20 protein-coding genes and 2 tRNA genes are annotated in these 23,329 nt (G+C 49.6%); 16 read left to right on the top strand and 6 right to left on the bottom strand.

What is annotated here, in order from left to right; all coding sequences use genetic code 11:
* Together luxO and uvrB are read right to left on the bottom strand one after the other, a co-directional pair.
* Positions 1 to 1,464, bottom strand: coding sequence for a quorum-sensing sigma-54 dependent transcriptional regulator LuxO (luxO, locus tag BZG78_RS05745; RefSeq protein ID WP_242412989.1), 1,464 nt, complete (start codon positions 1,462 to 1,464; stop codon positions 1 to 3).
* 401 nt (positions 1,465 to 1,865) lie between these two features.
* A complete protein-coding gene (gene uvrB / locus BZG78_RS05755) occupies positions 1,866 to 3,893 on the bottom strand; it encodes an excinuclease ABC subunit UvrB (RefSeq protein WP_021022317.1) in 2,028 nt (675 codons plus the stop codon).
* Positions 3,894 to 4,539: 646 nt separating this feature from the next.
* Between uvrB and BZG78_RS05760 the strand changes: the two genes are divergently transcribed.
* The 10 genes from BZG78_RS05760 (at position 4,540) to gloA (ending at position 11,922) form a co-directional block, all read left to right on the top strand.
* Positions 4,540 to 4,615: transfer RNA gene (locus BZG78_RS05760), tRNA-Asn, on the top strand.
* 36 nt (positions 4,616 to 4,651) lie between these two features.
* A tRNA-Asn gene (locus BZG78_RS05765) sits at positions 4,652 to 4,727 on the top strand.
* Positions 4,728 to 5,079: 352 nt separating this feature from the next.
* A complete protein-coding gene (rsxA, locus tag BZG78_RS05770) occupies positions 5,080 to 5,664 on the top strand; it encodes an electron transport complex subunit RsxA (RefSeq protein WP_021022315.1) in 585 nt (194 codons plus the stop codon).
* On the top strand, positions 5,661 to 6,236 hold the full coding sequence (gene rsxB, locus BZG78_RS05775; RefSeq protein WP_021022314.1) for an electron transport complex subunit RsxB: 576 nt from the start codon (positions 5,661 to 5,663) through the stop codon (positions 6,234 to 6,236). The genes rsxA and rsxB overlap by 4 nt, the downstream gene beginning before the upstream one ends.
* Positions 6,236 to 8,392: an electron transport complex subunit RsxC gene (gene rsxC / locus BZG78_RS05780; RefSeq protein WP_077660638.1), complete on the top strand. Its 2,157-nt coding sequence runs from the start codon at positions 6,236 to 6,238 to the stop codon at positions 8,390 to 8,392. Before rsxB ends, rsxC begins: the two co-directional genes overlap by 1 nt.
* A gap of 5 nt (positions 8,393 to 8,397) precedes the next feature.
* The gene (gene rsxD, locus BZG78_RS05785) at positions 8,398 to 9,477 is read left to right on the top strand and encodes an electron transport complex subunit RsxD (protein ID WP_077660639.1); all 1,080 of its coding nucleotides are present in this window, start codon (positions 8,398 to 8,400) and stop codon (positions 9,475 to 9,477) included.
* Positions 9,474 to 10,112 carry an electron transport complex subunit RsxG gene (rsxG, locus tag BZG78_RS05790; RefSeq protein WP_077660640.1) on the top strand — a complete coding sequence of 213 codons (639 nt, stop codon included), beginning with the start codon at positions 9,474 to 9,476 and terminating at the stop codon, positions 10,110 to 10,112. Before rsxD ends, rsxG begins: the two co-directional genes overlap by 4 nt.
* A complete protein-coding gene (locus BZG78_RS05795; RefSeq protein ID WP_274533714.1) occupies positions 10,109 to 10,807 on the top strand; it encodes an electron transport complex subunit E in 699 nt (232 codons plus the stop codon). The genes rsxG and BZG78_RS05795 overlap by 4 nt, the downstream gene beginning before the upstream one ends.
* A gap of 12 nt (positions 10,808 to 10,819) precedes the next feature.
* Positions 10,820 to 11,461, top strand: coding sequence for an endonuclease III (nth, locus tag BZG78_RS05800; RefSeq protein WP_021022309.1), 642 nt, complete (start codon positions 10,820 to 10,822; stop codon positions 11,459 to 11,461).
* A gap of 44 nt (positions 11,462 to 11,505) precedes the next feature.
* On the top strand, positions 11,506 to 11,922 hold the full coding sequence (gene gloA, locus BZG78_RS05805) for a lactoylglutathione lyase (RefSeq protein WP_021022308.1): 417 nt from the start codon (positions 11,506 to 11,508) through the stop codon (positions 11,920 to 11,922).
* A gap of 192 nt (positions 11,923 to 12,114) precedes the next feature.
* Here the strand turns inward: gloA and BZG78_RS05810 are convergent, their stop codons facing one another.
* Positions 12,115 to 13,026 (bottom strand): OmpA family protein, encoded by a 912-nt coding sequence (locus tag BZG78_RS05810; protein WP_021022307.1) that lies wholly within the window; start codon positions 13,024 to 13,026, stop codon positions 12,115 to 12,117.
* 213 nt (positions 13,027 to 13,239) lie between these two features.
* Here BZG78_RS05810 and rnt point away from each other — a divergent pair, with 213 nt between their 5' ends.
* The 3 genes from rnt (at position 13,240) to BZG78_RS05825 (ending at position 17,241) form a co-directional block, all read left to right on the top strand.
* Entirely contained in the window at positions 13,240 to 13,908 is a 669-nt protein-coding gene (gene rnt / locus BZG78_RS05815) for a ribonuclease T (protein WP_021022306.1), read from the top strand.
* A 436-nt stretch (positions 13,909 to 14,344) separates the two neighbouring features.
* Complete coding sequence (locus tag BZG78_RS05820) at positions 14,345 to 15,643, top strand: outer membrane protein transport protein (protein WP_077660641.1); 1,299 nt, start codon at positions 14,345 to 14,347, stop codon at positions 15,641 to 15,643.
* A gap of 275 nt (positions 15,644 to 15,918) precedes the next feature.
* The gene (locus BZG78_RS05825) at positions 15,919 to 17,241 is read left to right on the top strand and encodes a Na+/H+ antiporter family protein (protein WP_077660642.1); all 1,323 of its coding nucleotides are present in this window, start codon (positions 15,919 to 15,921) and stop codon (positions 17,239 to 17,241) included.
* Positions 17,242 to 17,368: 127 nt separating this feature from the next.
* On the opposite strand, the gene grxD is transcribed toward BZG78_RS05825, so the two are convergent.
* Positions 17,369 to 17,707, bottom strand: coding sequence for a Grx4 family monothiol glutaredoxin (gene grxD, locus BZG78_RS05830; protein WP_021022303.1), 339 nt, complete (start codon positions 17,705 to 17,707; stop codon positions 17,369 to 17,371).
* 302 nt (positions 17,708 to 18,009) lie between these two features.
* On the opposite strand from grxD, the gene sodB reads away from it, so the two are divergent.
* Positions 18,010 to 18,594, top strand: a complete 585-nt coding sequence (gene sodB / locus BZG78_RS05835; RefSeq protein ID WP_021022302.1) for a superoxide dismutase [Fe] — start codon at positions 18,010 to 18,012, stop codon at positions 18,592 to 18,594.
* 211 nt (positions 18,595 to 18,805) lie between these two features.
* Here the strand turns inward: sodB and asd are convergent, their stop codons facing one another.
* Positions 18,806 to 19,930: an aspartate-semialdehyde dehydrogenase gene (asd, locus tag BZG78_RS05840; protein WP_021022301.1), complete on the bottom strand. Its 1,125-nt coding sequence runs from the start codon at positions 19,928 to 19,930 to the stop codon at positions 18,806 to 18,808.
* Positions 19,931 to 20,493: 563 nt separating this feature from the next.
* On the opposite strand from asd, the gene nhaC reads away from it, so the two are divergent.
* Positions 20,494 to 21,942, top strand: a complete 1,449-nt coding sequence (gene nhaC, locus BZG78_RS05845) for a Na+/H+ antiporter NhaC (protein WP_077660643.1) — start codon at positions 20,494 to 20,496, stop codon at positions 21,940 to 21,942.
* 56 nt (positions 21,943 to 21,998) lie between these two features.
* Here the strand turns inward: nhaC and yejK are convergent, their stop codons facing one another.
* The gene (gene yejK / locus BZG78_RS05850) at positions 21,999 to 23,018 is read right to left on the bottom strand and encodes a nucleoid-associated protein YejK (RefSeq protein WP_077660644.1); all 1,020 of its coding nucleotides are present in this window, start codon (positions 23,016 to 23,018) and stop codon (positions 21,999 to 22,001) included.
* A gap of 77 nt (positions 23,019 to 23,095) precedes the next feature.
* On the opposite strand from yejK, the gene BZG78_RS05855 reads away from it, so the two are divergent.
* The gene (locus BZG78_RS05855; protein ID WP_021022298.1) at positions 23,096 to 23,314 is read left to right on the top strand and encodes a YejL family protein; all 219 of its coding nucleotides are present in this window, start codon (positions 23,096 to 23,098) and stop codon (positions 23,312 to 23,314) included.
* Positions 23,315 to 23,329: the final 15 nt, after the last annotated feature.

The following is a 23,329-nucleotide window of genomic DNA, read 5'->3' on the forward strand; positions in this document are numbered from 1 at the left end:
TCATTCATTCGCCGCAGTTTTTTGCCAGGCTTGCAGTTTTCGGTACAAGGTTGAAGGACTCACTTCGAGTAACCCGGCCGCCTGCGGGATATTGCCATTGCACACATCAATCGCCGCTTCAATGGCGCGCTTTTCAATTTTCCATAAAGGCTCGATATCCGCTTTACTCAACGACGATGGCGTTGAATCTGGTGACTCTCGCGTCACCAGGTGATTCGGCGAAAAGGCACTCGTCGTGACGTCAGACCCTGCGTTATGCTGCGGTGATGCAATTTCGGCACCAGAAACGCGATTCACAGGAGGAGGAAGCATTTCTTTGCTGACTTCTTCACCATTATGCAGCACAACAATGTTGCGAATCACATTTTGCAATTGACGAACGTTACCCGGCCAGTCATAACGCAGCAGGAGATCGGCTACCTCATCACTGAAGCGACAAAAATCTTTACCCTCTTCTGCAGAAAATACAGCGAGCAAGGCATTGGCAATCGCGAGTACATCGTCACCGCGTGCGCTTAAAGGCGGCAGTTCAAGTGGAATCACGTGCAGACGATAATAGAGGTCTTCACGAAACTTTCCTTGCTGAACCTGAAGCCAAGGATCTTGGTTGGTTGCACAAACAAATCGAACATCCACGTTTTTGACATGCGAAGAACCGACTTTTTGAAAGCTACCCGTTTGAATGAAACGTAGCAATTTGGATTGCAAATCCATATCCATTTCGCAAATTTCATCTAAAAAGAGAGTGCCGCCATGCGCCATTTCTGCCGCCCCTTCACGCTCAGCCGCCGCCCCGGTAAACGCGCCTTTGACATGGCCAAACAGCTCACTTTCAATCAGATCTTTGGGAATAGCGGCACAATTTAATGCAACAATAGGCTTATTACTGCGGGTGCTGGCTGCATGAATGGCCTCGGCACAGACTTCTTTCCCGGTGCCACTTTCACCTGTAATAAAAACAGTCGCTTTGCTGGGGGCGGCGGATTCAATCACGCGGTAAACCGCTTGCATCGGTAAGCTACTGCCGATGAAGCCATGATATTCGCTTTCGTGCTTGCTGGTGTTGGATTGATGGCTGGATTTAGGCTTGAGCGACTTATTCACCGTGACGCGCAATTGATCCGCTTCACAAGGCTTAATTAAGAAATCATTGGCGCCATGGCGCATCGCGTCGACTGCCGCGTCAATCGAGCCATGAGCTGTCATGATGATCACCGGCAAGTCTGGCGCGACAGCACGGACTTTTGCCAGCACATCAATCCCTGACATATCGGGCAGGCGAAGATCCAGAATGATCAACGCAAGTTGGTCGCCTTCTTGTTCAAAGAAAGTCAGCGCATCCTGCCCTTTGCCCACAATAGTGACGTCGACATCCAAGGGATTTAAATACGATTTGTATAACGCCGCGACCGACGCTGTATCTTCCACCATCAATATTCGTTTATTGGGTGACAGTGCTGGCATTTATCCTCCAAGAATCACATCGCTGCCTGGGGTCTTCATAAAGCATACAGTCTTCATTGAGCCCATAGTCTTCATTGAGTCCATAGTCTTCATTGAGTCCATAGCCTTCATTGAGCCCATAGCCTTCATTGAGCCTGTAATATTCATTGGCTCAATTGCACGAGCGTATGCGAAATGCGTTGCATTATGCAAAATTTCCCACATTGTATCTTTGCTTGTGGCTTAAAACCACACGTTTTGTCGATGTAATCGCCTTTTTAATTTTTGGCACGCCAAATGCATCCTATTGTGTGACCCTAAGGGGTCACCTAGCCAACTGACGTTGTTTGTGAGTTATTACTCACTGAAACACTGTAGCCAACCTGACTTTTAGGTTGGCTTTTTTTTATCTAGCTTTTTATCTAACTATTGGCGATAAACTGCTCGCGCAGCCCCTGGAGCTGATCGCGCAATTGTGCTGCCGTTTCAAACTCAAGGTTTTGTGCCGCTTCTAACATTTGGCTTTCAAGCTTTTTAATTTCCGCATCAATCGCTTGCGGGGATTTCAGTGCATAATCTGCATCTGGCTCGGCAACAGCACGTAACGACTTCGCGGACGATTTATTCGCCTTGCTTCGCTTACCGGTGCCGATTTCCATCACGTCCATCACTTTTTTGTTCAATTTCTGCGGTGTGATGCCATGTTCTTCATTGTAAGCCACTTGTTTGACGCGACGCCGCTCGGTTTCATCAATCGCACGCTTCATCGATTTGGTGATCCGATCACCATATAAAATGGCTTTGCCGCGTAGGTTACGCGCAGCACGGCCTATGGTTTGAATCAGCGAGCGTTCAGAGCGCAAGAAACCTTCTTTATCGGCATCCAAAATGGCAACCAAAGAGACTTCTGGCATATCTAACCCCTCTCGTAGCAGGTTGATCCCCACCAAGACATCAAACTCGCCAAGCCGTAAATCGCGAATGATCTCCATGCGTTCAACCGTATCAATATCAGAGTGTAGATAGCGCACGCGCACATCGTGCTCTTGCATATATTCGGTTAGGTCTTCGGCCATACGCTTGGTTAATGTGGTCACAAGCACCCGTTCATTCAGTTCGCGCCGGGCACGTACTTCTGAGAGTAAATCATCGACCTGAGTGGCGACCGGGCGCACTTCAATTTCAGGGTCAATAAGCCCCGTCGGTCGCACCACTTGATCGATGATGTCTGACCCTGATTTCTCTTGCTCATAATTGCCCGGTGTCGCCGAGACATAAACTGTCTGTGGGGCGAGTGCTTCAAACTCATCAAACTTAAGTGGCCGGTTATCCAGCGCCGACGGTAAGCGAAACCCATAATCGACCAGTGTTTCTTTACGTGATCGATCGCCTTTATACATGGCACCAATCTGAGACACAGTCACGTGAGATTCGTCGATAATCAGCAAGCCATCAGCCGGCAAATAATCAAATAGCGTCGGCGGCGGCTCGCCTTGAGTCCGGCCACTCAGGTAACGTGAGTAGTTTTCAATCCCGGAACAATACCCCAGCTCGTTCATCATCTCGATATCAAACTGCGTGCGCTGAGTTATCCGCTGCTCTTCCAACAACTTGTTATTTTCAAGCAGCGTTTTTTTGCGATCAGCGAGCTCCACTTTTATCTGCTCAACCGCTTCCAAGATACGCTCTCGCGGGGTGACATAATGCGTTTTGGGGTAAATGGTACAGCGTGGCATATCTTTGACGCTGACTTGACCGGTCAATGGGTCAAAAACGCTAATGGTTTCAACTTCGTCATCGAAAAGCTCAACTCGGATCGCGTCTTTGTCTGATTCGGCGGGGAAAATATCAATCACTTCACCGCGAACTCGGAATGTGCCGCGCTCAAATGCCAGATCATTACGGGTATATTGGAGTTCCGCGAGACGCTGTAAAATAGTGCGCTGATCCAGAATATCACCGCGTCGGATATGTAACATCATTTTCAGATACGCGTCGGGATCCCCCAAGCCGTAAATGGCCGATACCGACGCCACAATGACGACATCACGCCGTTCCATTAAGGCTTTAGTTGCCGAAAGCCGCATTTGTTCAACCTGATCATTGATTGACGCGTCTTTTTCGATAAAGGTGTCGGTTGAAGGCACATAGGCCTCTGGTTGATAGTAGTCGTAGTAAGAAACGAAATACTCTACCGCGTTATCCGGGAAAAACTCACGCATTTCACCATATAACTGAGCCGCTAGGGTTTTATTGGGCGCCAGTATCATCGTGGGTCGATTCAGTTCCGCAATCACATTGGCCATCGTGAATGTTTTACCTGAGCCCGTTACCCCCAATAATGTTTGATGCGCGAGCCCCGCATCGAGCCCCTCACATAATCGGTGAATGGCTTCAGGCTGATCGCCCGATGGTTGAAAAGCAGAATGCAGCGAAAACGTTTTACTCATGAGGCTGTCCTGTTGGGTCGTCTGACCAAGTCATCTTATTGTCCTGACTCACCTGACGGAGTCAACGACTCTGACTGCTTACTGGTTACGTGTAAAATGCGATCTTTTTCGCGTAGAGTTCTTGATCTGAAAATCGGACCTAGGTAACCTGTCGGTCCTCTTTTGGAACCCTTACCCCTCCTTCCCGCAAAAAAATCGCAACATTCAATGATCATCACTGTATTTATCCCCGATACTCAATGACTGACGAAAAAACAATCTGTGCATAATATTGACATTCCGCCTTCGTCATACTCGTGCGCACTTACCCATAAAAAATCAATAAAATCATAACCATAAAAACACAAAACAATTTCGTGATTATCGATGTTTTGCATAAAATCAACCATGTAGCGAGTTTATCAAGATTCACACACATGGTTATCCACAGAATCTGTGGGTAACCACTGAAAGCCCTTGCCTTACTGGGGTGAATAAAAGTCAAGTCCAAGTTCGCATCAATGCTTAATCGATCGCCATTGTGGTGCTTTTATCAACGCCAACGGCTAGCTTTTCAGCAGTCAGTTGAAAAGATGGATTTTCTTAGGGTTGATGAGTTGACACTTTTTCAGGGGCTCGCTAAGATTCGCCCCGTTCTCAAGGCAATTCCCCCATAGTTCAGTTGGTAGAACGGCGGACTGTTAATCCGTATGTCACTGGTTCGAGTCCAGTTGGGGGAGCCAACCTTGAAATCAAAAAGAATACATCAGTAAATCGATTCCCCCTTAGTTCAGTTGGTAGAACGGCGGACTGTTAATCCGTATGTCGCAGGTTCGAATCCCGCAGGGGGAGCCACTTCCTTCGTTTTAATTCTACTCTTTCCAAGTCACTGTCTGATCTGCTTCGCAGATTATGTCGCAGGACTGGGCGTCCCCGTTCAATCCCGCAGGGGGAGCCACTTCCTTCGTTTTAATTCTACTCTTTCCAAGTCACTGTCTGATCTTCGACTATTCTCTCCCTCGAAACAGCATTCTTATATTGATCGCCCCTTCTGTTCTACCACTACCCTTTACTAAGCCGGTCGCAAATCAAGCGTCACTGATAGCTTACAACGGATCAGGCAAAAACCCTGCTTGATGGCGGTTGTTATAGCCGCTTCAAAGGTCGATAATAGGCAGATCACAAAAACACTAAATGATTAAATAGCATGGTTGAGTATTTGTTGCTATTAGTGGGCACTGTCTTGGTCAATAACTTCGTTCTGGTGGAGTTTTTGGGCCTGTGTCCATTTATGGGCGTATCAAAAAAACTAGAAACAGCGATTGGCATGGGCTTAGCCACAACCTTTGTGCTGACCCTGGCATCGGTGAGCTCGTACCTGGTTGAAACCTATATCCTCATTCCGTTAGATCTTGGCTACTTGCGCACACTGAGCTTTATCCTCGTCATTGCCGTGGTCGTGCAGTTCACTGAGATGGTGGTACACAAAACCAGCCCTACGTTACACCGGTTATTGGGCGTTTTCTTGCCACTGATCACCTCAAACTGTGCGGTGTTGGGTGTTGCTTTGCTCAACGTAAAACAGCAGCACAGCTTTATTGAATCCATCATTTATGGTTTTGGTGCGGCTTGTGGTTTCTCGCTGGTGTTGATTCTATTTGCCGCGATGCGTGAGCGTATTGCCGCGGCTGATGTGCCGGCTCCCTTCCGGGGCGCGTCTGTTGCTATGATCACCGCAGGTCTGATGTCGCTCGCCTTTATGGGCTTTACTGGATTGGTGACCTTATCATGAGTGGAATCGTGATCGCAGTGATTGTTATCGCTGCCCTCGCCGCTATTTTCGGCGCAATTCTTGGTTTTGCCTCGATCCGCTTTAAAGTCGAGGCCGATCCCATTGTCGATCAAATTGATGCCATCCTGCCACAAACGCAATGTGGCCAATGTGGTTATCCTGGTTGTCGACCCTATGCCGAAGCGATTGCTAATGGCGATGAAATCAATAAATGTCCCCCTGGCGGGCAACAAACCATCGAGAACCTCGCCAACCTGATGGGCGTTGAAGCGACAGAATTGGCGCATGATGAAGAAAAAAGCATCAAAACCGTTGCCTTTATCCACGAAGAAGACTGCATTGGCTGCACTAAATGCATTCAAGCGTGTCCTGTTGATGCGATTGTCGGTAGCACCAAAGCCATGCATACCGTGATTGAACAAGATTGCACTGGGTGCGATCTCTGTGTAGCACCCTGTCCGACCGATTGCATTGAAATGATCCCCGTCCAGGACACACCAGAAACCTGGAAGTGGCAGCTCGACCAAATTCCGGTAGTAAACATAACCGACAATCAGGGGGCACGCGCCTGATGGAAAGTCTCATTGAACAAATTAAACACGGTCAGATCTGGGATTTTCACGGCGGTATTCATCCACCCGAGCACAAAACCCAATCTAACCAAAACGCGATTCTTGAGCACATACTGCCATCTGAACTGGTTATTCCGTTAAAACAACATATTGGCAGTAAAGGCAAACTACTCGTTAGCCAAGGCGATCAGGTCCTCGCTGGACAAGCTCTCACCGAAACCGACATTCAGCAATGTGTGCCGGTGCATGCTCCAACCTCAGGCACCGTGATTGCAATTGAAGATAGAACCATCGCCCACCCTTCTGGGTTATCCGATCGCTGTGTTGTGATTCAACCGGACGGTAACAATACATGGGGCGCAAAACCCGCTTTTGCTGAGTATCACACCCAAACACCTGAACGCCTGATTGACCATATTCGCGCTATGGGCATTGCGGGAATGGGGGGAGCGGGTTTCCCTACCGCCCGTAAACTACAAACCGGCCTCGCACGAACCGAGATACTGATCATCAACGCCGCCGAGTGTGAGCCCTATATCACCGCCGACGATCGCTTGATGCAAGATTGCGCCGATGAAATCGTCGCGGGCATCCAAATTCTCAACCACATTGTGAAGCCAAAACTGGCGGTGATTGGTATTGAAGATAACAAGCCCGAGGCGATTGCTGCGTTAAACGCCGCCGTCGACGCGGTTGAGGACGACATCCTCATTCAAGTGGTGCCGACCAAATACCCATCAGGGGGTGAAAAACAGCTCATCCAACTGATCACAGGAAAAGAGGTACCGGCCAAAGCCTTTCCGGCCAGCATCGGCGTGTTGATGCAAAATATTGGCACCACATACGCGATTAAGCGCGCCGTGCTAGACGGTGAGCCGCTTATCAAGCGCGTGGTAACCCTGACCGGGAAAACGCTCAAAACCCAGCAAAACCGCTGGGCACTATTGGGCACGCCGATTGGCGAACTATTAGCTCAGCACGGCTATAAAGCGGATAAAAAACAGCCACGGGTGATTATTGGCGGCCCGATGATGGGCTTTACGGTGCCTCACGCCAAGGTGCCCATCACCAAAACGACTAACTGTGTGTTGGTGCCAACCCGCAAAGAAATAGCACCAGCCAAACAAGAAATGGCCTGTATTCGGTGCAGTGCCTGTGCCGATGTGTGCCCCGCGCATCTTCTCCCGCAGCAGCTGCAGTGGTACGCGAAAGATCAAGACTATGACAAATGCCAAGACTACGATCTATTTGATTGTATTGAATGTGGCGCGTGTGCCTACGTCTGTCCTAGTGAGATTCCGCTGGTGCAATATTATCGCCAAGCCAAAGCCGAAATCCGCGAGATTGAAGCAGAAAAAGAGGCGGCCGAACGGGCGCGCCAACGCTTTGAAGCCAAAAAAGCGCGGATGGAACGAGAAAAGCAAGAGCGAGAAGAAAAACACCGCCAAGCAGCGGAACGTCGCAAACAAGCTGCACAGCAAAATGCCGGCTCTGGCGATGCCTTAAACGCTGCAGTTGAACGGGTGAAGGCGAAAAAAGCGGCGCAATCGGCCGATAACGACGTGAAACCTGCAGTCGCCGCTGCGATTGCACGCGCAAAAGCCAAGCAAGCCGAGGCAGCGAAAACCGGCAGTGATGAGCCAGATAACAGTGAAATGATGAAGTTGCGCGAGGAGCGCAAACGACAAGCCCGAGCGCGTAAGGCGGCGAAAGAGACGCAAAAACCCGCGCAAGCCATAGCGTCGCAGGCAGGATCAGAAAACACTGACAACCAAGATGGTAAAAAAGACGCCGTAGCGGCTGCCGTTGCCCGCGCCAAGGCCCGAAAAGCGGCGCAACAAGRCGAATCAAGCGCTGATTCATCGGCYTCRRCTGAAAGCCAAACCGCAACAGCCAACAAAACGTCAGACACTGGCGAAKCCAGCGATAAAAAAGCCGCTGTCGCCGCTGCCGTTGCCCGTGCTAAGGCCCGAAAAGCGGCGCAACAAGGCGAATCAAGCGCTGATTCRTCGGCTTCRRCTGAAAGCCAAACCGCAACAGCCAACAAMACGTCAGACACTGGCGARKCCAGCGATAAAAAAGCCGCTGTCGCCGCTGCCGTTGCCCGTGCCAAAGCGCGTAAAGCCGCTCAACAAAAACAAGATAATAAGGAATAATCAACGTGGCGTTTTTCATTGCAAGTTCACCACACGCCCACAATAAGCGCTCCACCAGCCATATTATGCTGACCGTTCTCCTGTGCGCATTACCAGGACTCGCGGCACAGTGGTATTTCTTTGGATGGGGAGTATTAATCCAGCTAACGCTCGCCGTGTTAACCGCCTGGACAACAGAAGCACTGGTGATGCGGTTACGTCGCCGCCCGGTGATGGCCTATTTACGTGACAATAGCGCGCTGCTCACTGCATTTCTTTTGGCCGTCGCGATCCCCCCGATGGCACCTTGGTGGGTGATCGTAATTGGTACCGCGTTTTCTATCATCGTTGCCAAGCATATTTATGGCGGGCTGGGTCAAAACCTGTTTAATCCTGCTATGGTTGGCTATGTAGTACTGTTGATCGCATTTCCAGTACAAATGACCACCTGGCTACCACCCGAAAGCCTTGCCACCCATGCGTTAACGTTCGGTGATACCCTAGCCGCTATTTTCAGTGGCTATACGTTGGACGGTTTTAGTGTTAACCAACTCCGTATGACCGTCGATGGTGCGACCATGGCCACGCCACTGGACACCATAAAAACCGCATTAGCCGGCGGACAAACCGTCAGTGAGGCCTTGCAACAGCCTATATTTTCTGCCGTTGGTGGCAAAGGCTGGGCCTGGGTGAATACGCTGTATCTGCTCGGTGGTTTGGTATTGATTCAACGCGGTGTGATCAACTGGCATATTCCGGTTGCGGTACTCACCGCCTTATTATCAAGCTCACTGTTGGGCCACTTGATTGCGCCCGATCAATTAGCGTCGCCGCTGATTCATTTGTTGTCTGGTGCGACCATGCTGGGGGCATTTTTCATCGCCACCGATCCGGTTTCCGCATCCACGACGGACAAAGGGCGCTTGTGGTTCGGCGGCCTCATTGGGGTGTTGGTGTACTTGATCCGTACTTGGGGTGGCTACCCCGACGGTGTCGCGTTTGCAGTGATTATCGCTAACTTATGCGTGCCTTTGATTGATTACTACACCAAACCGAGAACTTACGGCCATGCGAATAAGCGGGCAGAGAAGAAGTCACCGTCATGATTGAAACAATACGAAAACATGGGGGCATCTTGGCGATCGCAGCCCTCTTATCCACCGCATTAGTGGCGGTTACCAATGCGCTGACTGAAGACACGATAAAAGAGCAACAACAAATTCAGTTATCCAAAGCGCTCAATCAAGTGATCCCAAAAGCGCGCCATGATAATCCGCTTCACCAAAGCTGCCGCCTGGTGACAAACTCGGACGCACTCGGCACTGACGAGGCGCAACCTTTTTATGTCGGCACCTTGAACGATGAGGTGACCACGGTCGCCATTCAAACCATCGCCCCCAATGGCTACAATGGCGCGATAAAAGTGCTGATCGGGATGGATGCCACCAGTCATCAAGTCTTGGGCGTACGGGTCCTCGAGCACAATGAAACCCCAGGCCTGGGAGACAAAGTGAGCTTACGTGTGTCGGACTGGGTACGGAGCTTTAGCGGCAAGACAGTGACCAGTGAAGACGATAAACGCTGGGCGGTCAAAAAAGATGGCGGTCAGTTCGATCAGTTTACCGGTGCGACCATTACCCCCCGGGCGGTGGTTACTGCGGTAAAAAAAGCGGCCTGGTTTGTCAGCCAGCAACAAGCTACCTTGCTTAACCAACCTGTCAATTGCGGAGGTGCGTCGTGAACAGTGACCACAAAGCGCTGATGAAAAATGGCTTATGGAGCAACAACCCCGCCTTTGTGCAGCTGCTGGGGTTGTGTCCACTGCTGGCAGTCTCTGCCACCGTCACCAATGCGCTGGGCCTCGGCATTGCAACACTGGCTGTGCTAGTGGGTTCCAACTTAATCGTGTCGGTGATCCGAGAATGGGTGCCTAAAGAAGTGCGTATCCCAATTTTCGTGATGGTGATCGCCTCATTGGTCACCTGTGTGCAATTGGTGATGAATGCCTATGCTTACGGCCTTTATCAGTCACTCGGGATCTTTATCCCCTTGATTGTCACCAACTGTATTATTATCGGCCGCGCTGAAGCCTTTGCCTCAAAAAACCCGGTTGGCTTATCGGTTAGTGATGGGTTTTGGATGGGAACGGGCATGACTGCAGCGCTGGTGATACTCGGCGCGATTCGAGAGATTATTGGTAACGGCACCTTGTTTGATGGCGCCGATCTGTTGCTCGGTGACTGGGCCGCGGCGCTACGGATTGAAATTTTCCAATTCGATACCAAATTCTTATTGGCGATATTGCCACCCGGTGCATTTTTAGCGGTGGGCTTTTTGATCGCTCTGAAGAACATCATTGATACCCATCTTGCCAGTAAGACAGAATCCGAGCAGAAACCAGTGATTGAACGCGCGCGGATCACCGGCAATCAGTGACAGGATAGGGAAATGAATAAAGAAAAACGACAACAGATTTTGGAGCGGCTGCGAGACAACAATCCAACACCGCAAACAGAGCTGCATTGGTCTACCCCTTTCGAGTTGTTGATTGCAGTGTTACTGTCTGCCCAGGCTACCGATGTGAGTGTCAATAAAGCTACCGATAAACTCTACCCGGTGGCCAACACTCCAGAGGGCTTATTGGCACTAGGTGTGGATGGGGTGAAGTCCTATATCAAAAACATCGGCCTGTTTAATTCCAAAGCCGAGAACGTGATTAAGACCTGTCGTGCGCTGATCGAACAGCACGGTGGTGAGGTGCCAGAAAACCGCGAAGCGCTGGAGGCCTTACCCGGTGTCGGGCGAAAAACGGCCAATGTTGTGCTCAATACCGCATTTGGTTGGCCCACTATTGCGGTCGATACCCATATTTTTCGGGTATCTAATCGCACCAAGTTTGCGATGGGTAAAAACGTCAATGACGTGGAAGAGAAACTGAACAAGGTGGTGCCCAAAGCGTTTAAGGTCGATGTGCACCATTGGCTTATTTTGCACGGACGCTATACCTGCCTGGCACGCAAACCCCGCTGTGGCAGTTGCATCATTGAAGATTTATGTGAATATAAAGATAAAGTCTATCCAGACAGCTAACGCTATTTCAGGCGAGCACTGGCAAGTAATAAAGGAGCAACGTCATGTCTAACGGCAGAATTCTACACACCATGATCCGCGTCGGTGATCTGGATCGCGCAGTGAAATTTTACACCGACGTAATGGGTATGCGTTTGTTACGCACCAATGAAAACGAGCAGTATAAATATAGCTTGGCGTTTGTCGGTTACAGCGATGAGTCTGACGGTGCAGTAATCGAATTGACCTATAACTGGGGCGAATCGGAATACGATCACGGCAACGCCTTTGGTCATATTGCGATCGGTGTCGACGATGTTTACGCCACCTGTGATCAAATTCGCCAAGCCGGCGGCAATATCACTCGCGAGCCAGGTCCAGTAAAAGGTGGCAGCACTGAAATCGCTTTTGTCACTGACCCTGATGGTTATAAGCTCGAACTTATTCAAAACAAGAGCGCGTCTGCTGGCCTAAACGGTTAACTGACACCTGCTCTCATGAAGCTCACACGCTTAACAGAGTGAGCCTTAGTGATAGCGACATAGCCAAGACAACAAAGCCCTGCTTTAACCGCAGGGCTTTGTTATTTCTGTCGCTCGGAAACAAGGTTTGCTTTTGGTTTGTCATCCCACCTCGGCTGAACGTCCGCCTACTCGCTGAACGTTGACTGTGCCTTATAACAAGGTCCTACCCAGAGAGATCACCACACGACGGTTTTTACTTCGGCCAATGGGATCCTCGTTATCGGCGACCGGCCGGCGCTCGCCATAGGCTTCAACGGTGATCCTGTCCTCAGGCAAGCCCAAAGAGGTAAAGTAGTCACGTAATTTCTTCGCCCGCCGCTCCGACATTTGTTGATTGGCGGCGCGTGTGCCTCGTGCATCGGAATAAGTGGCGACCAGGACCAAATCAATATCATCGCTATAGCGGACAAATTCGGCAATTTGGGTTAAGCGTTGGCGGCTCGCTTTGGTGAGTTCATCGCTGTTTTCTTGATAGCGCAACACGGTAAAGGAAATGTCCTCAAACGCGTAAGGCAATAAGGTGTTTAAGCATTGGCTAAATTCTTGGTACGGTGCCCCAAACGCCACCGCAGACAGGGCAACATCGATTTGACGCTGTTGGCGCCGCCAATCTTGAAAACTAAAGGTAGGAAAGCGACCTTCTTCCAATTCGCTCAACATCGACCAGGCCGTTTGGCCGCCGACATAACCATCAAACTGTTGGAAAAACTTAAGCTGGTCCATGTATCGGGCCGGTTCACCGGGCATCCAATCGGCCGGCATGGATAGCAAAGATACCGGCGCTGTCTCGCCCATAGGGCGCTGCATCTCCAACTCGAAATCTACATTCATGTCTTTGCTGGCGCGCGAGGTAAACGACGCGAGCCCGTATCCAGGAATATTGTGCTGCAGGCGGCACTCGATCGGTGTATCTATGGTCACCGCCCAGTTCGACTCGCCAAGCGATGCGACATATTGCTTGTTTGCATAAACATTACCCGCACTCAATAGACCCACGGTGAGGGCCAGCGCGCCCGGCAACACATTATTAATCAGGCATGGCTTAAAAAGGCGAGACGCCATTCTGGACTCCGAACTTCGCATGAGGCTCTGCACAGGCTTTATGATCCTTGGAGTGGCATATTTGCACACCTAAAGAGGATGCACCCAGCAGTGAGAGACGGTTTAACCAACAAGAGTAACGATAAAGATATCGACCGGCAAGATGGTGACTTTAGCTTATCGTCCGGATTTGCGATAATCACGCTCTGATTATTGTAAGTAAAGTGACATTGCATGAGCCAAGAAAGCGATCTAAACAGCCTTAAGGCCCGATTCCGTGGTTACTTTCCCGTTGTTGTTGATGTGGAGACAGCCGGGTTTAACGCCAACACCGATGCATTACTCGAAATTTGCGCGGTAACCTTAAAAATGGATGAGCAAGGCTGGCTCGCTCCGGATAAAACATTGCATTTTAATGTCACGCCTTTTGAAGGCGCCAACTTAGAGCCAGCGGCCCTTGAATTTACCGGCATTCGTGATCCCTACAGCCCCTTGCGCGGCGCGGTTGATGAGGGCGAGGCCTTAAAAGAGATTTTTAAACTGATCCGTAAAGAGCAAAAAGCGGCAGAGTGCCAGCGCACCATTATGGTCGCCCACAATGCCAATTTTGATCACAGCTTTGTGATGGCCGCCGCCGAGCGCGCGAAACTAAAGCGTAACCCCTTCCACCCTTTTGCCACCTTTGATACGGCGGCTTTAAGCGGCTTGGCTCTCGGGCAAACCGTGCTGGCTAAAGCCTGTAAAACCGCTGATATTGCTTTTGATAACAAAGAAGCCCATAGCGCCCTTTACGATACCGAGCGTACGGCCGAGCTATTTTGTGAAATTGTTAATCGCTGGAAGCGCCTAGGCGGCTGGCCTTTGCCCTCTGCGCCTGACGCGCAGGAAGAGACGCCCGAATAAAACCCCAGCGCGTGAGTCGACCCACGGTTATCCGTTGCAGCAATAAATGCATGCTTTAATTGTTAACAACTTGTTTGTTGTCACATTTTTGTGATCTTATTTTGGCCTCTGTTTAGCCAGCATATTAACCACGATTAAACAGGCACATAAGGAGTGAGCGACAGAATTAATTTATCCATATTACGCCAAACACGGGCTGAGATGAGCAATAAACGCTTTAGAGTATTTACTTAAAACAATCGATAGAAACATTATCAGCCCAACCAGGTGACATCGTGCGGTATCCGTTTTGAAACCAACCTTTAACAAACGCGAAATTGGTGCCAGTATTGAACCTGTAGAACATCCGACCACTTCTCTCGCCCACGTAAGATGGGCTTTGAAGCKGCGGCCCCAAAGAACAAGAAGCTTAATTAACATAGGAGTGAGGCGCGTTATGTCATCACTATTTAAGAAATCGCTAGTGGCAACCAGTTTATCTTTGTTAGCCGTACAAGCACACAGTGCCGGCTTCCAAGTATCAGAAACCTCGGTATCCGGTTTGGGGCGTGCTTTTGCCGGTGAAGCCGCTATCGCAGACAATGCCGCCGTCGGCGCACGCAACGCGGCTGCCCTAACCCGTTTTAACACCACCGCATTCTCGGGCGGCTTGACCATTATTGATCCCGATGTGCATGCGGACGTAGATAATGTAGGGGCTGCTAATGCCGCTACTTTGCAACAAGCAGGGCTATCGACAAATGAAAAAGATCTGGCTCCTACTGAGTATGTCCCGAACTTCCATTTAATTCAGCCGATTGATGATCGACTCGCCGTTGGCTTCTCAGCCTTTTCTAACTTCGGTTTATCAACCGAATATTCTAAAGATTTCGCAGCAGGACCCGCAGCGGGTGATACATCATTAGTCACCATGAACTTTAATCCCAACATAGCCTACAAGCTTAATGAACAGTGGAGTATCGGTGCCGGTATCAGTGCCATTTACGCCGATGCAGAGTTGAATCGATTTGCAGGCTCCGCCGCGGGAACACTACCTAGTACATCGTCACCAACGGATCGTATCGCGCACCTTAAAGGTGATGGTTGGGATTTTGGTTGGAATCTCGGTACCCTCTGGGAAGTGGATGAAAATAATCGCTTTGGTCTCACCTATCGCTCACAAACCGATGTAACCCTTGAAGGTGATTATCAGGGATTATCATCATCCAACCAAAAGGTCGATGGTGAACTGGAGCTCAGCCTTCCTGAGGTTATTGAATTCTCTGGTTTCCACCAACTGAATCAACAAATTGCAATGCACTATAGTGCGATGTATGTCGGTTGGGATACCTTTAAAGAGCTGAAAGCAACCAGCGCACAATGTAATGATGGAACGTCAGGCCAGTGCTTGAGAAAAGAAGAAGGTTGGGATAACAGCTGGCGTTATGCGCTGGGTGCGACTTACACCATGGACGATCACTGGGCGTTCCGTGCGGGCTATGCCTATGATGAAAGCCCGGTGTCAGCAGAAAAACGCACGCTAAGTATTCCAGATTCTGACCGTCACTGGTGGAGCCTGGGTGCCACCTATACTGCCAATGAAAACCTCTCGATTGATGCCGGCTTTGCCTTCCTTGATGGTGATCAAGTCGGTGGTACCGAGGAACTAGTATCTGGTAACGCCGCAACGGCGACCGATTTTAGTGCCGGTGGCGATGCTTACATCTACGGTTTGCAGCTGAACTACTTGTTCTAAATACTGCTACCTAGCCATAACCCAACGAGCCGGCCTACATAGGCCGGCTTTTTTCGATCTAGTATCCCGCCCTAAATGACATTAGAAGCGATTGCTGGCCGCTATGATGGAATAACGCGAGCAAAACCGACAAGCATGAAAGAAAGTAACCAAAAAAAAACGATTTCCCCTCGACACAGACAAAATTTTGCGCAAACTGGGTAGCTTAATTACAAAATCATAGATAACCCCTGCGGCAACGCTGCAGTGATAACCCCTATAACAGGAACGTTTCCATGAACCCGGTAGTCATTTCAGTCTGTGTCATGCTGGCACTGGCCCTTATGCGCGTCAATGTCGTCGTCGCACTCACCTTTAGTGCTGTCCTTGGTGGCCTGGTCGGTGGGCTCAGTATTTCCGAGACCATCAGTGCCTTTGAAGGCGGCCTTGGCGGTGGTGCCACTATTGCGCTCAGTTATGCAATGCTCGGTACCTTTGCGGTCGCCATTAGTCGCTCAGGTATTACGGATGTGCTTGCGCACTCGGTGATCCGCAAGCTTAACGCGCGCCCCACCGATGCCAATACCGCCGCCTTTAAATATGTGGTCTTGGTCTTATTAGGCCTTTTGGCTATTTCGTCGCAAAACGCGATTCCGGTCCACATCGCTTTTATTCCTATTGTGATCCCACCTTTATTGCATGTGTTCCAACGCTTAAAGCTCGATCGTCGCCTGGTCGCCTGTGTGCTGACCTTTGGTTTGATCATGCCGTATATGGTGTTGCCGGTCGGCTTTGGCGGCATCTTTTTGAATAATATTTTGCTGAAAAACCTCAATGACAATGGCCTAAACGTGGTCGCCAGCCAAGTGCCGACGGCAATGTTATTACCGGCAGCCGGGATGGTAGTCGGCTTGCTGATCGCAACCTTTATCAGCTATCGCCAGCCACGCCAATACAGTGAAGGGGACGTCCTCACTGCTGAGCCGGAAAACCACGCCATTAGCCCCCGTAACCTGTGGGTTGCAGGCATTGCGATTGTCGCGGCGTTAAGCGTGCAGCTGATGGCAGGGTCGATGATTGTCGGCGCATTGGCCGGCTTTATGGTGTTTACCTTTGGCGGCGTGATCCGTTGGAAAGACACCCAGGATGTGTTTACCAAAGGGGTACACATGATGGCGATGATCGGCTTTATTATGATCACCGCTGCTGGGTTTGCCGCGGTAATGAAAGCAACGGGTGGTGTGGAGTCCTTAGTCGCTTCTTTGTCAGGCTCGATTGGCGATAACAAACCGCTCGCGGCGTTTTTGATGTTGATTGTCGGTTTACTAGTGACCATGGGGATCGGCTCGTCGTTCTCGACCATTCCCATTATCGCTACCATTTATGTGCCACTCTCACTGGCGTTTGGCTTCTCGCCGATGGCAACCATTGCCTTGGTGGGAACGGCCGCCGCCCTGGGCGATGCTGGCTCACCCGCTTCGGATTCTACTTTGGGTCCAACGTCGGGCCTGAACGCCGATGGCCAACATGAACACATTTGGGATACCGTGGTCCCCACCTTTATCCACTATAACCTGCCATTAATTGCCTTCGGCTGGTTAGCCGCGATGATGCTCTAGGGCGTAAACGCGCTATGTGAGTAAAAAGGCGGTATAGACAAGAAAAAAAGCCACGTTTTATAACGTGGCTTTTTACCTGATACGGCTCGTTTCAGTGATACGGCGAGAGCCGGATAAACGCGAACAATTACTCGTTTTCACTCGCATCACGACGCGCGGCCGCTTCTTTGACCAGTGGCTGTAACTCACCTTTTTGGAACATTTCCAAGATGATGTCACACCCGCCAACCAGCTCTCCGTCAACCCACAACTGTGGGAATGTTGGCCACTGTGCGTAAACAGGTAGCTCTGCGCGGATCTCTGGGTTTTGCAACACATCCACGTAAGCAAACTTCTCGCCACACGACATCAGCGCTTGAGAGGCTTGTGACGAAAAACCACAGCTTGGTAGTTTCGGCGACCCTTTCATGTATAGCAGAATCGCGTTTTCTTCGATTTGCTGCTTAATTTTGTCCATTGTTTCCATTGCTTCCTCGAACACTGTCTGTGAATCTTATTTTGATTCTACTGGTTAACAGGCTGGAAAAAAATGCCTAAATGTTTTGTGGGATTAAGCGTAAAAATTTTGCTGCGCTCCTTTTAATAAAGTAAAAACTTGCTAAACTAGACTTAGCAAAACGAAAATAGTAGTCACACTCGATGGTTAGGTGGCGATAGCGGCAATGGGTAGTCAGTGATCATCCGTTGTCAGTCATTCGTATTTGCCCCTGCACTGTCAGTGATCGACTACAGGAAGCACTCTCACGATAAAAACGGAGATATATAGCAATGTCATTCCAACTACCTGAATTACCTTTCGCAAAAGACGCACTAGAACCACATATCTCAAAAGAAACACTCGACTACCACTACGACAAGCACCACAACACCTATGTGGTGAAGTTGAACGGTTTGATCGAAGGCACAGATTTCGAAGGTAAATCACTCGAAGACATTATCAAGACCTCGTCAGGTGGCGTGTTCAATAATGCGGCCCAAGTGTGGAACCACACCTTCTACTGGCACTGCCTAAGCCCAAATGGCGGCGGTGAGCCAACAGGTGACGTTGCAGACGCGATCACCAAAGCATTTGGTTCGTTTGACGAGTTTAAAACTCAGTTCACCAATGCTGCTGTGACTAACTTCGGCTCAGGCTGGACTTGGTTGGTGAAAAAAGCAGACGGATCAGTTGCAATCGTCAACACCTCGAATGCCGAAACGCCCGTGACTCACGATGGTGAAACGCCATTGTTGACTGTCGACGTTTGGGAACACGCATACTACATCGATTATCGTAACGTGCGTCCAGATTACCTCGCTGCATTCTGGAAACTGGTTAACTGGGACTTCGTCGCGAAAAACTTCGCAGGCTAAACCAATCGCCAACAGACCGAGCACGAAAAAGGTCTGTTGCAAGCCCTGGCTCTTGCAAACCTAGGCGCTTGTAACCCCAGGCTTACCAATCACTAGGAGGCGTTTATCGCCTCCTTTTTTATGCCTGATACGCTTTGCAAACTCGCATTTTAGGCAAAAAAAACCGCCAACTAGGTTGACGGCTTAACGGAACTTGATAAGTCCAAGAGAATTAATCTTGTTCTTTTTCTGACAAGATAATCCGCAGCGTGCGGCGTAGCGGCTCTGCCGCTCCCCATAACAGCTGATCACCCACAGTAAAGGCATTAAGGAAATCATCCCCCATCGCCAGCTTACGGAGACGACCCACTGGCACAGACATGGTGCCTGTCACTTTCGCTGGGCTCAGATCCGTCATGGTCACGTCACGCTCGTTAGGCACCACGCTCACCCAGTCATTGTGCGACGCAATCATGTCTTCAATCTCATCCATCGGCACCGCTTTTTTCAGCTTAATGGTCAGCGCCTGGCTGTGACAGCGCATGGCTCCCACACGGACACAAGTCCCGTCGATAGGAATCGGATTGTTTTGTAACCCTAGGATCTTGTTGGTTTCAACCGAAGCTTTCCACTCTTCCTTGCTTTGGCCGTTGTCACGCTTGACGTCAATCCAAGGGATCAATGAGCCTGCGAGTGGCGCACCAAACTGCTCGCTAGGAAAATCGCTCGAGCGTAGGGTTTGAGCCACTTTGCGGTCAATATCTAGAATAGATGTTGCAGGGCTTGCTAAGTCAGTGTTCACTGAATCATTGATGACACCCATCTGGCTGATCAGCTCGCGCATGTGTTTTGCGCCTGAGCCAGACGCCGCTTGGTACGTTTGCGCGGTCATCCACTCAACCAGACCGTTTTGATACAAACCGCCTAAGCCCATCAGCATCAAGCTAACCGTACAGTTACCGCCGACGAACGTGCGCGTGTCGTTATGGATCCCCGCTTGGATGTGTTTGAAGTTAATCGGATCCAAGGTGATGATACTATCATCTGCCATTCGTAATGATGACGCTGCATCAATCCAATAGCCTTTCCAACCTGATTCACGCAGTTTTGCGTAAACATCGTTGGTGTAATCGCCGCCTTGGCAGGTGATAATAGCATCGAGGGTTTTGAGCGTTTCAATGTCATAAGCATCTTGTAACATGCCTGCATCTTTGCCGTAATTCGGCGCTGCAATCCCGACTTGTGAGGTGCTAAAAAACACAGGTTCGATATGGTCGAAGTCTTTTTCTTCTACCATGCGCTGCATCAGCACCGATCCCACCATGCCGCGCCAGCCAACTAAACCTACTCGCATCATAATTTTCACACTCCATGTTGTGTGACCGCCGTTAACAACAGCATATGGTTGCCTGACAGTCAGTGAAAAAACGTTTTTGATACTAACACGTCTTATCACGGTCGTCAGGTTAACGCCTCTGCCTGCTTATTAAATGACCTCATTTTCAAGTTTCCGTCACCTATGTCTAACTTGATTTAACGTACAGGCGTCTAAAAAACAAACTGAAAAACACAGACAAAACAAAATATTGAAACATTTAAACACCCTTAAAATAACCATATATTAACTAATTATGTCAGGATGTAACTTAATTCGCGCGCGACTCACATAAGCGACAAAAATGTTTCCCATCACTTTACTCTGTTAGCTAGAGTAGGGCCCCTCACAAATGGAACAAAGGATACTGAAACAAGGACAGTGATGTGAGTTTGGTTGTTGCTTAAGGCATCGCTAAATCGCGCAGGGAGTAGTCGCGCAATCACAGACGATCCACCTTCCGATAATGATATTGACTCGCTCAACGCTATCGGTAACCCGCAAGCGACCGGTTACCCAGCAAGCGACGTGAAGAAGGTTAAGTTATGACAACACAGCAAGCTCGATTACCCTCCATCATTCAGGTGGTATTAGCACTTGGCGCCTTTTTGGCGCTCGCGTTTTCGTTTACCGCCAAATTAGACCTCCCCATTCAACTGGCCTTATTTATCGGCTGGTTTGTGATTATGGGATTGGGGTTAAAACTTGGCCATCAATACAAAGATCTTGAAAGTGCTGCCACGAAAGGAATTTCTAACGGCTTAGGCGCCGTTTTAATACTTCTATCGGTTGGCGCATTGGTAGGTACCTGGATTGCAGGCGGGATCGTCCCCACTATTATTTACTATGGTCTTAAAGCTATCCACCCTTCTATCTTCCTTTTAGCGACCATGTTGATTTGCTCGTTAACCGCTTTAGCGACGGGCACCTCTTGGGGGGCTGCCGGAACCGCGGGTATTGCTATGATGGGGATTGGTCAAGGCCTTGGGATCCCTGCCCCAATGACGGCAGGTGCCGTTCTTTCAGGGTGCTACTTTGGTGATAAAATGTCGCCATTGTCTGATTCAGTGATCCTTGCCTCGTCAATGTCTGGCGTCGAAATCGTTGAGCACATTAAAGGCATGCTGCCGATTGCACTGATCAGTTACATCATTACCGGTATTCTGTTTACTCTGATTGGCTGGCACTACGCAGGCAATGTGGATATGAGCCAAGTAGAAATGGTGAAGCAAGCGATGCAAGATCAGTTTGTGATTTCACCACTATCCTTTGTGCCGGTGCTGATTGTCCTCGCGCTGCTGGCAATGCGATTACCGTCTTTCCCAGTCATTAGTTTTGGTTCATTACTGGGTGTGGTTTGGGCTGTAATGCTGCAAGATATGACCCCCGTGAACGCCATTAATACCGCGTGGGCGCCGTTTTCTATCTCATCGGGTGTCGACTTTATCGATGCCATTCTCAACCGCGGTGGCATGTCTTCAATGCTCGGTTCCGTGGCTGTGATTGTGTTTGGTCTGGGTTTTGGTGGCTTACTCGAAAAAGTCGGGGTCTTGCATACCATTGCCAGCTTGTTTGAGCGTCGCGTTAACAGTGCAGGTAGCTTGGCAACCTCCACCATCGGCACCGCCTTTATGGGGAACGTATTCGGCTCGGCCATGTATGTGTCGCTGATCTTAACCCCTAAAATCTGTGCCAAAAACTACGATAGACTGGGTTATCAACGTAAAAACTTGTCTCGTAACGCTGAATTTGGTGGCACGTTAACCTCAGGCATGGTGCCATGGAGTGATAACGGTATTTATATGGCCAGTATTCTTGGCATCGCCACCTTGTCTTATGCACCCTTCATGTGGTTAAGCTTTGTGTGTATTGCCGTCACCATCGTGACCAGCTACTTCGGTTGGTTTGTCGATAAGGTTGAGCCAAACCAGGCCGCGCAAGCGCAAGCGCAAGAAGATACAACCGCAATAGCGTCTGCGCCAGAGCGTGCCTAACGAGCAATAGAAGCGCTTAAAATAAAGCGGGACACGCTAGCCGTGTCCCGCTTTTTTTATTCATCGTCTCGACTGGATAAACGGCGTTGTAGTTGATCACGCAAATTTGGGGGCGTCYCTTTTATGGTAAGGGTGTCTGTGTCTGGATCGTAGAACACGCGCTCCCCCATCAACATGGCATCAAAGTTGACCGATAAGCCACCCCCCGATCCGACAAATTTAGTTAACTTGCGCATGGTGGTGCGGTCGGCAGGAAACTGCGCTTCCAGTTCATAGCCTTGCTGGTTGGTGTATTGATAAAAGTCCGTTCCTTCGGGGGTCGCTGGCAATTCCTCCGCGAGCTCTTTGACCACCACTTCATCACCCGCTTTAAGCTGATCGTTACAGTAGTCATACACCTGCTTGCGGTAGTTGTTCTTCTCTTCTTTATCCAAACGGGCATCATCACAGTAATCCTCAACCGCCTGCATCAGCACTTGGTTTTGCTGTTTACTGTCCATGCCCACTTCCGCTTGCAAAAAATCAAGGAAGAAGTCTGCAACTTTGCGCCCAACTCGCCCTTTGATAAACGACAAGTAACGATTTGATGCCGGATCCGTCTCCCAGGTAGACAAATCAATCCGTGCCGCGATATCCATTTTGCTGACATCTAGGTATTCGGTGGCGTTAACGTCAAGCTCGTCCGTGACACGTAAACTGTGCTTTGATTCCACCACACCAATAAATACGTAGTCAGTGGCTAAGGCACGATAATGCGCCATCACCAAGGTGCCACTATCGGCAAATGGGTATTTCGCGAGCTCAGCGCGCAGACGTTCAACGGCACGTTCAGAAAAGGCTCGAAAGTCCAGTTCGTCAGCGCGGTAAGCCTTTAACCATTGCTGGAATTCACTCTCGGTGTCGAACAACGCAAACCCTTTGCCTGCTTTTGCATGATAAACCCGATGTACATCGGCCATCAGATTTTCGGTTTGTTCGTTGAGCGGTAATGGTCCGTCGCGAAGCTGAACATTAAGCGAATCATCAGCTTGTTTGACAATTTGATGTAATATTACGTTAGAAAGCGTGAGGGTCATGATTGAAAAGATTTTCAGTAAGACTAAAGTGTGGGTTATTATACGCTGCTTTGGTTTTAAGAAGACAAGACGATTTTATGCCTGTAACCTCAAAATATGATGATAAGCAAGTGGAACGTATTATCAGTGATGTTGTCAATGTGTTAGAGCAACACGATGCATCGACGGATTTATCACTGATGGTGATTGGGAATGTCGCCACCAATATCCTTAACCACAATATTCCTGCCGCACAACGTCAGGCATTTGCCGAGAAGTTCGCCCAAGCATTAATGGCATCCATCGATAACCAATAACGCTTGCAGCAGTAT

Source organism: Salinivibrio sp. MA351, from assembly GCF_001996065.1.
In the GTDB taxonomy this organism is placed as follows: Bacteria; Pseudomonadota; Gammaproteobacteria; order Enterobacterales; family Vibrionaceae; genus Salinivibrio; species Salinivibrio costicola.